At 59.9% G+C, this 13181-nt stretch carries 10 protein-coding genes; all 10 read right to left on the reverse strand.

Annotated features, from left to right (window positions below; all coding sequences use genetic code 11):
• Position 1 precedes the first annotated feature (1 nt).
• The 10 genes from AB4O45_RS25040 to AB4O45_RS25085 all read right to left on the reverse strand — a co-directional run bounded on the left by AB4O45_RS25040 (position 2) and on the right by AB4O45_RS25085 (position 13035).
• On the reverse strand, positions 2-1975 hold the full coding sequence (locus tag AB4O45_RS25040; protein ID WP_460160715.1) for an acetoacetate--CoA ligase: 1974 nt from the start codon (positions 1973-1975) through the stop codon (positions 2-4).
• A 150-nt stretch (positions 1976-2125) separates the two neighbouring features.
• The gene (gene hbdH / locus AB4O45_RS25045; RefSeq protein ID WP_460160716.1) at positions 2126-2899 is read right to left on the reverse strand and encodes a 3-hydroxybutyrate dehydrogenase; all 774 of its coding nucleotides are present in this window, start codon (positions 2897-2899) and stop codon (positions 2126-2128) included.
• Between the two features lie 7 nt (positions 2900-2906).
• Positions 2907-4298, reverse strand: coding sequence for a GntP family permease (locus AB4O45_RS25050; RefSeq protein ID WP_016774505.1), 1392 nt, complete (start codon positions 4296-4298; stop codon positions 2907-2909).
• A 275-nt stretch (positions 4299-4573) separates the two neighbouring features.
• The gene (locus AB4O45_RS25055) at positions 4574-5989 is read right to left on the reverse strand and encodes a sigma-54 interaction domain-containing protein (protein ID WP_315434979.1); all 1416 of its coding nucleotides are present in this window, start codon (positions 5987-5989) and stop codon (positions 4574-4576) included.
• A gap of 132 nt (positions 5990-6121) precedes the next feature.
• Positions 6122-7696, reverse strand: coding sequence for an ABC transporter ATP-binding protein (locus tag AB4O45_RS25060; RefSeq protein WP_150635514.1), 1575 nt, complete (start codon positions 7694-7696; stop codon positions 6122-6124).
• A gap of 9 nt (positions 7697-7705) precedes the next feature.
• Entirely contained in the window at positions 7706-8728 is a 1023-nt protein-coding gene (locus AB4O45_RS25065; protein WP_041478730.1) for an ABC transporter permease, read from the reverse strand.
• A complete protein-coding gene (locus tag AB4O45_RS25070) occupies positions 8728-9789 on the reverse strand; it encodes a microcin C ABC transporter permease YejB (protein WP_041478731.1) in 1062 nt (353 codons plus the stop codon). Before AB4O45_RS25070 ends, AB4O45_RS25065 begins: the two co-directional genes overlap by 1 nt.
• Complete coding sequence (locus tag AB4O45_RS25075) at positions 9789-11657, reverse strand: extracellular solute-binding protein (RefSeq protein ID WP_460160717.1); 1869 nt, start codon at positions 11655-11657, stop codon at positions 9789-9791. Before AB4O45_RS25075 ends, AB4O45_RS25070 begins: the two co-directional genes overlap by 1 nt.
• 131 nt (positions 11658-11788) lie before the next feature.
• Positions 11789-12070, reverse strand: a complete 282-nt coding sequence (locus AB4O45_RS25080) for a peptidylprolyl isomerase (RefSeq protein ID WP_041478733.1) — start codon at positions 12068-12070, stop codon at positions 11789-11791.
• A gap of 95 nt (positions 12071-12165) precedes the next feature.
• Positions 12166-13035: an esterase/lipase family protein gene (locus AB4O45_RS25085; RefSeq protein ID WP_150635935.1), complete on the reverse strand. Its 870-nt coding sequence runs from the start codon at positions 13033-13035 to the stop codon at positions 12166-12168.
• Between the last annotated feature and the right edge of the window lie 146 nt (positions 13036-13181).

The following is a 13181-nucleotide window of genomic DNA, read 5'->3' on the forward strand; positions in this document are numbered from 1 at the left end:
TTCAGTGTTGAATAACTTCGGTCATGGCCAGTTCGCGCCGATCCCGAAACTGCTCCAGCGCTTCGGGATTGGCCAGTGCATCGGTATTTTTCACTGGCCTCCCATGCACGACATCGCGCACCGCCAGCTCTACGACTTTGCCGCTGATGGTGCGCGGTATATCGGTTACTGCGACGATGCGTGCGGGAACATGCCTGGGTGTGGTATTGGCGCGGATCACTTCGCGGATTCGCTGTTCAAGCCCTTCATCCAGCTCGACGCCTTCGTGCAAACGCACGAACAACACGACGCGCACATCCTCCTGCCATTGCTGACCGATGGCGACGCTGTCCAGCACTTCACTGATTTTCTCGACCTGCCGATAAATCTCCGCCGTGCCGATGCGCACGCCGCCCGGATTCAACACCGCATCCGAGCGGCCATGGATCATCATGGCTCCATCGCGCATTTGCTCGGCGTAATCACCCTGTGCCCAGACGCCGGGGAACAGGCTGAAATAGGACTGGCGGAGTTTTGAGCCGTCGGGGTCATTCCACAAGCCGATCGGCATCGCCGGGAAATGCCGTGTGCAGACCAGTTCACCTTTCTCACCGATCACCGGCTGGCCAGCGTCGTTCCACACCTCGACGGCCATGCCCAGGCTCTTGCCCATGATTTCTCCGCGACGTACCGCTGACAGCGGGTTGCCATTGACGAAGCACGAAACGATGTCGGTGCCACCGGACATCGAGGCCAGACACACCTCGGTTTTGAAGTCGCGATAAACGAAATCGTAGCTTTGCGGTGACAAAGCCGAGCCTGTGCACAGCAGCGTTTTCAAACTGCTCAAATCATGGCTTTCCCGTGGCCTGGCGCCGCTGCTTTCCAGCGTCGCGAGGAATTTCGGACTGGTGCCAAACACGCTGATGCGTTCATCGTCGATCAGGTCGAGCAGGCGCTGGTGATCCGGGTGGAACGGCGAGCCGTCGTAGAGCACCACGGCGCTGCCCACTGCGAGTGCCGAGACCAGCCAGTTCCACATCATCCAGCCGCAGGTCGTGTAGTAGAACAAGCGATCACCGGGACCGAGGTCGCAGTGCAAACCATGTTCCTTGACGTGTTGCAGCAGCACGCCGCCGGTGCTGTGGACGATGCATTTCGGCACGCCAGTGGTGCCGCTGGAGTACAGCACGTAGAGCGGATGATTGAACGGCACCGGGGTGAAAACCGGTTCGCCGCCGGGTTGATAGAAGTCTTCCCACAAGCAGACATCAGCGTGGGTTTGATAATCCTCGATGCGCGCTTGCGGACGGGCGTACGGGACGATGATCAACTGCTGCAGTGACGGCAGTTGTGCAAGGATTTCGTTGAGCTTGGCGGTCTGATCCAGGGTTTTTCCGGCGTATTGATAACCGGCACAGGTGAGCAGCACTTTCGGTTCGATCTGGCCAAAGCGATCGATCACGCCGTGGGTGCCGAAGTCGGGCGACGAGCAGGACCAGATCGCGCCGAGGCTGGTAGTGGCCAGCATCGCCACCAGGGTTTGCCAGGTGTTGGGCATGCACGCCGCCACGCGATCACCCCGGCCAACGCCCGCCGCGCGCAGGCTCGCCTGAAACCCGGCGACCTGTTCGGCCAACTCGGCCCAGGTCAGTTGTTCGCGCTGACCATTCTCTGCAACTGCGATCACGGCCACGGCATCGTCGCGTCGGCGCAACAGGTGTTCAGCGAAGTTCAGGGTCGCGCCGGGGAACCACTCGGCGCTGGGCATTTCTGCACCTTCACGCAAGACGGCGTCGGGCTGAGTGTGGAAGCGGATGTCGAAGAAATCGACGATCGCCTGCCAGAACGCCGGGCGCTGATCGATGCTCCATTGGTGCAGGGCAGGGTAGCCGTCGAGCTTGAGCGAATGCCGCTGATTGATATCGCGCCGGAAGGCATCCATACGCGAACCGGCGATACGCTGGGTGTCGGGTTGCCAGAGGATGTCGGACATGGGTTTGCCTCTTCTTATCGGATTCGTACAGGCCAGGGAGATCATTCCCTGTGGGAGCGAGCCTGCTCGCGAAAGCGTTGTCTCAGTATCCCGAACTGTGTCTGATAAACCGCATTCGCGAGCGGGCTCGCTCCCACAATGGCCAGGTGTTTATTGCGCCAGCCAGCCACCATCAATGTTCCACGCCGCGCCGCGCACCTGGCTGCCGGCTTCGCTGCACAAGAACAGCACCAACTCACCCAGATGCTGCGGTGTGACGAACTCCAGCGAGGGCTGTTTTTCCGCCAGCAGATCATGCTGCGCCTGCTGCGGATCGACCCCCTTGGCCGCGCGATCGTCGATCTGCTTCTGCACCAGCGGCGTCAACACCCAGCCCGGACAGATCGCATTGCAAGTGACATTGCTGGTCGCGGTTTCCAGCCCGACCACTTTGGTCAGGCCGATCACGCCATGCTTGGCGGCGACGTACGCGGCTTTGCCGATGGAGCCGACCTGGCCGTGCACCGAGGCGATATTGATGATGCGCCCCCAGTTCTTGCGGCGCATGCCCGGCAGGCTCAAACGGGTGCTGTGGAACACCGATGACAGGTTGATCGCAATGATCGAATCCCAGCGCTCAACCGGAAACTCTTCTACCGCCGCAACGTGCTGAATGCCAGCGTTGTTGACCAGAATGTCGACGCCGCCAAACTCGCGCTCGGCGTAGGCGACCATGTCGGCAATCTGCGCCGGGTCGCTGACATCGGCGGGATGATGGCCGACCTTGCCGCCGAACTGAGCGACTTCGGCGATCACCTTCGAAGCATCGCCGAAGCCATTAAGAATCAGGTTGGCGCCAGCTTTCGCGAGAGTCAGCGCGATGCCCAGGCCGATACCGCTGGTGGAGCCGGTCACCAAAGCTGTCTTGCCGGAAAGAGTGGTCATGAATACCTCACACAATACCAGTGGCGTAGAAAGTGCCGATCACCACGAAAACCGCGAGGGTCTTGATCAGCGTAATACAGAAAATGTCTTTGTAGGCTTCGCGGTGGGTCAATCCGGTCACCGCCAGCAGGGTGATCACCGCGCCGTTGTGCGGCAGGGTGTCCATGCCGCCACTGGCCATCGCGGCCACGCGGTGCAGCACTTCCAACGGGATATTCGCCGCATGTGCTGCACTGATGAACTGCTCGGACATCGCCGCCAGCGCAATGCTCATGCCGCCCGAGGCCGAACCGGTGATGCCGGCGAGCAGCGTCACGGTGATGGCTTCGTTGACCAACGGATTGGGAATCTGCTTGAGCCAGTCGGCCAGCACCAGAAAGCCCGGCAGCGAAGCGATTACCGCACCAAAGCCGTATTCAGACGCCGTATTCATGGCTGCGAGCAACGCACCGCTGACCGCGCTTTTGCTGCCTTCGGCGAGCTTGCTTTTAATCGCCTTAAAGCCGAACGCCAGCACCATGAGGATGCCGACCAGCAACGCCGCCTGCACCGCCCAGATCGCCGTGAGCTTGGCGATTTCGGTAGTGACCGGCGCGGCCATGCCCGGCAGTGCGAGGCTGTGGGTCTTGCCATACCACTGCGGAATCCACTGGGTAAACAGCAGGTTCATGATGCCCACGGCCAGCAATGGCGACAGGGCAATCCACGGGTTGGGCAGTTTCAGGTCTTCGGCAGTTTCCGGTTCGTTGCGCAGTTCAGTGCCGTAGCCTTCGCCGGCACGTTGCGCCTTGTTGCGTTGGCGCTGCAGAAATAGCATGCCGGCGCAGAACACGAAGATCGTGCCGATCACACCCAGCCACGGCGCCGCCCATGCGGTGGTGTTGAAGAAGGTGCTGGGGATGATGTTCTGGATTTGCGGCGTGCCGGGCAGGGCGTCCATGGTGAACGAGAATGCACCGAGGGCAATGGTCGCCGGAATCAAACGCTTGGGGATATTGCTCTGGCGGAACATCTCCGCTGCAAACGGATAAACGGCGAAGACAACGACGAACAACGACACGCCGCCATAAGTGAGCAGGGCGCACACCAGCACGATCACCAGCATTGCTTGTTTGGTACCGAGCAGGCGAATCGCAGCGGCGACGATCGAGCGCGAGAAACCGGACAGTTCGATGAGCTTGCCGAACACCGCGCCGAGCAGAAATACCGGGAAGTAGAGCTTGATGAAACCGACCATCTTGTCCATGAACACCCCGGTGAACGCGGGGGCAACGGCGGACGGATCGGTGAGCAGCACCGCGCCGAGGGCGGCGATCGGGGCGAAGAGGATGACGCTGTAGCCACGGTAAGCGGCGAGCATCAGCAGCGTCAGGGCTGCCAAGGCAATGATCACACTCATGGTGTGTCTCTCCAGGATTGTTATTTTTGTGGGTGGAACGGGTGCGGAGAGGGGTTAGCGAGATTTGTGCCAATCTTCTAACTGTTTGAAATATATGGAAATTAGATCAGGGTCGCGTTCTGGGAGCTGTTTTTGTCTCTTAGTTGAGATTTTTTTTGAATGGGCCGACGCCTTCGCGAGCAGGCTCGCTCCCACATTTGACATGGATTTCCCTGTGGGAGCGAGCCTGCTCGCGAAGCTTTTGTTTTGTCTTCATGCAGAGATTCGATATCTCTTTATGTAGACTCGACAATCCCCAGCGCAGCCATTTTCTTGTACAGCGTCGACCGCCCCAGACCCAGCCGAACCGCAGCCTCCGGTACCTTCCCCGCGCATTGCGCCAGGGTCGATTCGATCAACTGCCGATCAAAGCGCGCCCGCGCCTGCGCGAATGTCTCCCGAGCCGATGCGTGCGTGCTCGGCTCGGACGTCCGCGCAACGGGAGTAAACGTGCCAATCGCCCCGCGAATATCCTGCTCGGTCAGCATGAGGTCATCACTGAGCAACGCCGCCCGCTCCAACACATTGCGCAACTCACGGATGTTGCCCGGCCAGGCATGCTGGCCCAACAGCGCCAGCGCATCGCGGTGCAGTTCATGCTGGCTGCGCAGTTCTTCGAGAATCGCCTCGCTCAGCGCCGGCAGATCATCGAGACGTTCGCGCAGCGGCGGCACCTGGATCGGCAGGACATTGAGGCGGTAGTACAAATCGGCGCGAAATTCGCCGCGCTTGATCGCCGCCTGCAAATCCGTCGACGTCGCGGCGATTACCCGCACATCGCTCTGAATCACTTCATTGGAGCCGACCGGTTCGAACTCCTTTTCCTGCAACACGCGCAGCAGTTTGCTTTGCAGCGGTAGCGGCATATCGCCGATCTCGTCGAGAAACAGCGTGCCACCCTGAGCGATCTGCAGTTTGCCGGTGCGGCCCTTGCGGTCGGCGCCGGTAAAGGCGCCGGGTGCCGTGCCAAAGAACTCGGCCTCCAGCAGCGCCTCGGGAATTGCCGCGCTGTTGATGCTGACGAAGGCTTTGTGCGCGCGCGGCGAAGCGCTGTGAATGGCTTGTGCGAGTAACTCTTTGCCAGTGCCGGTTTCTCCCAACAGCAACACGGGCGAATCAGCGCTGGCGCTTCGTCGCGCACGTCGTTTGACTTCAAGGCTGGCGGCGCTGGTACCGATGAAATGGGCGAAGTTGTATTTGGTCTGCCGCGCACGCAGCAGTGAGCGGGTCGAGGCGAGTTCTTCCTGCATGCTCAGGTAACGCTTGAGCATCGGCGACAGCGTGCGCAACTCGTCGAACAGGGCAAAGCCGATGGCGCCTATCACGCTGCCGGCATCGTCGTGGATCGGCAGGCGCATCACCACCAGCGGCTCCTTTGGCGTGTCCTGCATGTCCAGCAGAATCGGCCGACCGGTGCGCACCACCTCGCGCAGCAGGCTGCCGGGGATCACGCTTTCGCAGGGTTTGCCGATAGCGCCTGCCGCTGAATCGAGACCAAAGCGCCGGGCATAGCGTTCGTTCATCCAGACGATGTTCGCATCGCGATCGACAATCACCGTGCCCTCACTGGATTGCTCGATGATCTCGAACAGCGAACGGATCGCCAGAGTGCGCACCCGTTGGTAGTCCTTGAGGCTTTCGGTGGTGTTCATGGAGGCTGATCCTGATTGTTTGTTGCCGGTACCGGCCCGTTCGCGAGCAGGCTCGCTCCCACAGGGGACTGCATTCCAATGTGGGAGCGAGCCTGCTCGCGAATGCCGCGCCGCGGATTTACAGAAAAAAACCTACCCCGGATGCGCCGCCGCCAACAGCTCTTTGGTGTAGGGATGCTGCGGGTTGTCAAATACGTCGTGACTGGCACCACGCTCGACCACCTGACCGTCCTTGATCACGATCATGTCGTGTGCCAACGCGCGTACCACCGCCAGATCATGGCTGATGAACAGGTAGGTCAAACCGTATTTTTCCTGCAAATCACGGAGCAGGGCGACCACTTGTTTCTGTACGGTGCGATCGAGGGCCGAGGTCGGTTCATCGAGCAGGATCAGCGCCGGTTTCAGCACCAAAGCCCGGGCGATGGCAATGCGCTGGCGTTGGCCGCCGGAAAATTCGTGCGGGTAGCGATGGCGGCTTTCCGGGTCGAGGCCGACTTCCTTGAGCACGCGAATCACTTGCTCATCACATTCATTAGCGGTCGACTCGCAATGCACTTCCAGACCTTCGCTGATGATCTGTGCCACCGACATGCGCGGGCTCAGGCTGCCAAACGGGTCCTGAAACACCACCTGCATCTGCCGCCGCCACGGCCGCAGCTGCTTTTGATTGAGGCCGTCCAGCGCTTCGCCCTGAAAGCGAATGCTGCCCTCGGAATCCAGCAAGCGCAGGATCGCCTGACCCAGCGTCGACTTGCCCGAACCGGATTCGCCAACAATGCCCAAGGTCTTGCCGCGCTGAATATTCAGACTGATGCCATCGACTGCGCGCAGATACTGCTTGCGCCTGAACAGCCCGCCGCCGACCTGGAAATCGACGCGCAGGTCAGCGACTTCCAGCACATTTTCACGTTCGTCACGGGGCAGGGCTTCACCTTCCGGCTCAGCGTTCAACAGCACGCAGCTGTAAGGGTGTTTGGGTTCGGTGAACAGGGTTTCGCAGGGTGCCTGCTCGACGATCTCGCCAGCCTTCATCACACACACCCGCTGCGCGATGCTGCGCACCAGATTGAGATCGTGACTGATCAGCAGCAGCGACATGCCCAGGCGCTGTTGCAGGGACTTGAGCAGCAAGAGAATCTTGCGTTGCACGGTGACATCCAGTGCCGTTGTCGGCTCGTCGGCAATCAACAACTCCGGTTCGCAGGCCAGGGCCATGGCGATCATCACCCGTTGCCGTTGCCCGCCAGAGAGTTGATGCGGATAGGCTTTCAGGCGTTCCTTGGGCTTTTGAATGCCGACCAGTCCGAGCAATTCGAGAATGCGCTGCTGCGCTTGCTTGCCGCCGAGGCCGCGGTGCAGCAACAGAGTTTCGCCGATCTGCTTTTCGATGGTGTGCAACGGATTGAGCGAAGTCATCGGCTCCTGAAAGATCATCGCGATGCGATTGCCGCGCAGTTCTCGCAAGACCTTCGGATCAGCACCGAGCAGTTCCTGCCCGCGATAGCGGATGCTGCCACGGGTTTGCGCCTCGCTCTCAGGCAGCAGTTGCAGGATCGAATGCGCGGTCACCGATTTCCCCGAGCCCGATTCGCCGACCAGAGCCAGGCACTCACCGGGGCGGATATCCAGGCACAGGTCACGCACCACAGTCTGACCATGGAAGGCGACATTGAGGTGGCGGATTTCAATCAGGTTTTCAGTCATGGTCACGCTTCAGGATCGAGGGTCAAAAGCGTCACGTAACGCTTCGCCGATGAATACCAACAAGGAGAGGATCAGCGCCAGGGTAAAGAACGCGGTCAACCCGAGCCACGGTGCTTGCAGGTTCTGCTTGCCCTGACCGATCAGTTCACCCAGCGAAGCGCTGCCGGCCGGCATGCCGAAGCCGAGGAAATCCAGCGCGGTCAGCGTCGAAATCGCTCCGGTCAGAATGAACGGCAGGTAACTCAGCGTCGCGTTCATTGCGTTGGGCAGGATGTGCCGGAAGATCACCTTGCGGTCAGTCAGGCCCAGGGCGCGCGCTGCTTTGACGTATTCCAGATTGCGCCCGCGCAGGAACTCGGCGCGCACCACGTCCACCAGCGCCAACCAGGAAAACAGCGCCATGATCCCCAGCAGCCACCAGAAATTCGGCTCGACGAAACCGGAGAGGATGATCAGCAGATACAGCACCGGCAGCCCCGACCACACCTCCAGCACGCGTTGTCCGAGCAGGTCGACCCAGCCACCGTAATACCCCTGCAATGCGCCGGCGGCGATACCGATCAGCGCACTGACAAATGTCAGCATCAAGGCAAACAGAATCGACACCCGAGCGCCAAAGATGACCCGCGCCAGCACATCGCGCGCCTGATCGTCGGTGCCCAGCCAGTTCACCGAAGTTGGTGGGCTCGGCGCCGGTTTGTTCAGGTCATAGTTGGGCGTGTCATCGCTGAACGGAATCGGCGGGAACAGCAACCAGCCGCCGTCCTTGCGAATCAGATTCTGCACGTACTCGCTGCGATAATCGGCCTGAAACGGCAGTTGCCCGCCGAACTCCTGTTCGGTATGGCGCTTGAACACCGGGAAGTACCACTGGCCCTGATAACTGACCATCAACGGTTTGTCGTTGGCGATCAACTCGCCACCCAGCGTCAGGATGAACAGGCCGATGAACAGCCACAGCGACCACCAGCCACGACGGTTTTTCTTGAAACGTTCGAAACGGCGACGACCCAAAGGCGAGAGCTTGAACATCAGGCATTCCTCGCGGCGAAGTCGATACGCGGGTCGACCAGGGTGTAGCACAGGTCGCCGATCAGTTTTATCAGCAGGCCGAACAGGGTGAAGATGAACAGTGAACCGAACACCACTGGATAATCCCGCGATACCGCTGCTTCGTAACTCATGCGCCCAAGGCCATCGAGGGAGAAGATCACTTCGATCAGCAGCGAGCCGGCGAAGAACACACTGATGAACGCCTGAGGTATCCCCGAGACCACCAACAGCATGGCGTTGCGAAACACGTGTCCGTACAGCACGCGGCGTTCGCTCAAGCCTTTGGCGCGGGCCGTCACTACGTACTGTCGGGTGATTTCATTGAGGAACGAGTTTTTTGTAAGGATCGTCAGCGTCGCGAATCCACCGATCACCAGCGCCGTGACCGGCAGCACCAGATGCCAGAAGTAATCGGCAATCTTGCCCAGTGTCGACAGCGATTCGAAGTTGTCCGACACCAGCCCGCGCACCGGAAACCAGTTCAGCGAAGTGCCGCCGGCGAATACGACGATCAGGAACATCGCGAACAGAAACGCCGGCATGGCGTAACCGATGATGATCGCCGTGCTGCTCCAGATATCGAAATGGCTGCCGTGGTGCACAGCCTTGCGGATGCCCAGCGGGATCGACACCAGATAGGTGATCAGCGTCGCCCACAGCCCGAGCGAAATGGTCACCGGCATCTTTTCCAGGATCAGGTCGGTGACTGTTGCGCCACGGAAGAAGCTCTTGCCGAAGTCCAGTTGCGCGTAATTCTTCAGCATCAGCCACAGACGCTCGTGGGCCGGTTTGTCGAAGCCATACTGCTTTTCGATGTCCTTGATCAGCTGCGGATCGAGGCCACGGCTGGCGCGCGATGCAGTACTCGATGTCTCGCTGGCACCGCCGCCGACACTGGCACCGCCAATGCCTTGCAGGTGGGCGATGGCTTGTTCGACCGGTCCGCCGGGCGCGGCCTGAATGATCACGAAATTGACCAGCAGGATGATCACCAGCGTCGGAATGATCAGCAGCAGGCGCCGCAGTATGTAACCCCACATCAGTGCGGCCCTCCGGGTCTGCTGCGACTGATTTTCTCAGCGGTCATTTGCTGATTGGTCAGCGGCGTGCGGCTGATTTCCCACCAGCTCTCGATGGCTTCGTCGTTGCTCGCCTGCACCGTTGGAATGCCGAAGCGGTTCCACCAGACGGTCGAGGTGCCCGGCGGGTAATAGTTGGGAATCCAGTAGTAGTTCCATTGCAGCACCCGGTCCAGCGCATGGGCGTAATGCAGCATGTCTGATTGGGTCGAGGCGCGAATCAGGCCGTTGATCAAAGTGTCGACTGCCGGATTTTTCAGCACCATGTAGTTGTTCGCGCCCGGGTCGTTGGCCGCTGCCGAGCCGAAGTAGTTGAGCAATTCCCCACCCGGAGAAGTGCTAACGGGATAGCCGGTGACGATCATGTCGTAGTCGCGACTCATCAGGCGATTGACGTATTGCGAGGAGTCGATGCGGCGAATATTGAGCTCGATGCCGATCTGTTTCAGCGTGCGCTTGTAAGGCAACAGCAGGCGGTCCATTCCATTCTGGCTGACCAGAAAAGTGAAGCTCAGCGGTTCGCCGGCGCTGTTGACCAACTGGTCGCCATCCGGTTTCCAGCCGGCCTGCTCGAGCAGTTGCAGGGCTTGCAACTGCTTGTCACGGATGATGCCGCTGCCATCGGTCTTCGGCGCTTCGAAGACTGTGCTGAACACTTCCTCAGGCACCTGACCGCGCAGCGGTTCAAGGATTTTCAACTCCTGCGCATCGGGCAACTGTCGGGCGGCGAGGTCGGTGTTGGAGAAGTAACTCTGCTGGCGGATATAGACGTTACGCATCATCTGCCGGTTGCTCCATTCGAAATCCCAGAGCATCGCCAGTGCCTGGCGCACGCGGCGGTCCTGGAACATCGGCTTTTGCAGGTTGAACACGAAACCCTGGGCCGATTGCGGCGCTTCAGTGGCGAGGTGGGCCTTCTGCAAACGGCCATCGCTGAGGGCAGGGCTGTCGTAGCCGATCGAATAGCCGGTCGCGGAAAACTCGCGGTTGTAGTCATAGGCGCCACCACGCAGCACCTGGCGGGCGACATCGGTGTCGCCGAAATACTCGATGCTGAAATGGTCGAAGTTGTACAGGCCGCGGCTGACCGGCAGGTCCTTGCCCCACCAGTCGCCATTGCGTTCGAACGTGATACTGCGCCCGGAGTCGACCTTGCCAACCCGGTACGGCCCGCTGCCCAGCGGCGGTTCATAACCACCGCCGCCGGCGAAATCGCGGCTCTTCCACCAGTGTTCGGGGAATACCGGCAAGGTCGCGATGTCCAGCGGCAAAGTTCGGTTTTCGTTGCTTTTGAAGTCGAAGCGCACGGTCAGCGGTGCCTCGATTTCGACGCCTTTGACGTCGGCAAACTGGGTGCGATAACGCAGGCTGCCCTGGGTCATCAGCAGGTTGTAGGTGTAGCGCACGTCTTCGGCGGTAATCGGTTTGCCATCGGCAAAGCGCGCCTTCGGGTTGATGAAGAAACGTAGCGAAAGACCGTCGTCCGAACGTTCCATCTTCTGCGCAACCAGACCATAGACGGTGTAAGGCTCGTCCAGCGAGCGTTGGGCCAGCGGCGAGTACAGCAGGCCGTCGATCTGCGTCACGCCGATGCCTTTGTCTATATAAGGCAGCAAATGGTCGAAGTGGCCGATCTCGATGGCCGAGCGCCGCATCGTCCCGCCCTTCGGCGCTTGCGGATTGGTGTAGTCGAAATGGCTGAAACCGGCGGGGTATTTGGCCGGTTCGCCGTAAACGGTCAGTGCGTGTTGCGGGGCAGCGTTCACGCCAGCGGCGCCAATGAGAAAGGCGAGGGCGGTGAGCATCAGTGTGGGAAAAACCAGTCGCATCGTCAGCCTTGGAACGCAAAATCGATAAGCGCAAGTTGTACGCGACCCGCGCGCCACTCGCCAGCCGTATGTGTAACTGAAACACAACGGCCCACCAGAAGGCGGGCCGTTGTCAGCAATCGGACGACGAGTCAGTCCTGACGGCTGGTGACTTCCAGCAGGTGATAACCGAACTGGGTTTTTACCGGGCCTTGCACGACGTTGATCGGCGCGCTGAATACCACGGTGTCGAATTCCTTGACCATCTGGCCTGGACCGAACGAGCCCAGATCGCCGCCCTGACGGCTGGACGGGCAGGTGGAGTTGGCTTTGGCGACTTCAGCGAAATCGGCGCCGGCTTCGATCTGAGCCTTGAGTTCGTTGCACTTGTCTTCGCTGGAAACCAGGATGTGGCGGGCAGTGGCTTTGGCCATGGGGAATTCTCCGAACTGTTTCAATAAAAGGTGGAGCGTACCGGAATCAGTCGGCGAATTCTCGGCAAAGTTCCATTCTGCGTTCCTTGCCCGATTCATAGATCCGCCGCTTGCAGACGCTGGGCATGTTCGACGTACAGGTCGATCGGATCCGGCGAGGGCGCTTTTGTGCCCGCGCTCCGCCGCAGGCTGGCCAAATGATCCATTGGGTAATCGGAACGGATCACTTGGCCGAGATGGCTACTGAAGCGTCCGACGAAACCATCATTCTGCTGGGGTTCGGTGGTGAAATATTGCGACAGGACCCGGCAGGTTGCTTGAACCGGATCCAGCACTGGCAGCCTGGTTTGCGCAACAACCCCGCTCCACGAGTAATAGCGCACGCCGTTGACTTGCTCAGGACCGTGGCCGCCCCAGGTTTGCGGCAGTCCCTGGGGAAATTTGTCATTGAATTGACCGACGCCGACCGTGGTCAATGCGTTGAGTGCGGCTAACGCATTCTGCGGCAATGTCGCGCTGCCGCTCAGTAGCGACAGTAAGTCGGCGAAGTGCGTTGCGACATTCTGTGCGACGGCTTCGGGAAGCTTGCCCGGAATCAGTGCCCTGCGCAGGAAGTCGGCGAGCTCCGAGCCATGGTTCGGGCCACTGACGGAGGTGACCGAAGCGACGACGTCTGGTGCAAGCGCCGCCGCATAGCGTGCAGCGAGTGCGCCTTGACTGTGTCCTATGAGGTTGACTTTCTTCGCGCCTGTGCCTCGCAGCACGCAAGCAATCTGTGACAGCAGTTGCTCGCCCCTCATTTCATTGTCGTGGGTGGCCGAAAGGTGTGGAACAAACAATCGACATCCGGCCGTTTTCAGCGCGGACTTGACGTCATGGAACAGCTCGAAATGACCGATATGCTCGAACCCGAACAGACCGTGGACCAACAGGATGGGATAACGAGTTGTAGCATTCCGTTGCATGTTCTTACCTTTTTCGTAGAAGTTCATCGGGAAATCACCGGGCCACTCTAAAACACTCATCCCGTTGAAGAAGTACGAAGAGGCTTCACATTGCGTTTGAAAATGGACTACGAGGCGTACGAAATTTCGGAGAGCTGTGAAATCCG

This window comes from Pseudomonas sp. S2_B10, assembly GCF_054668425.1.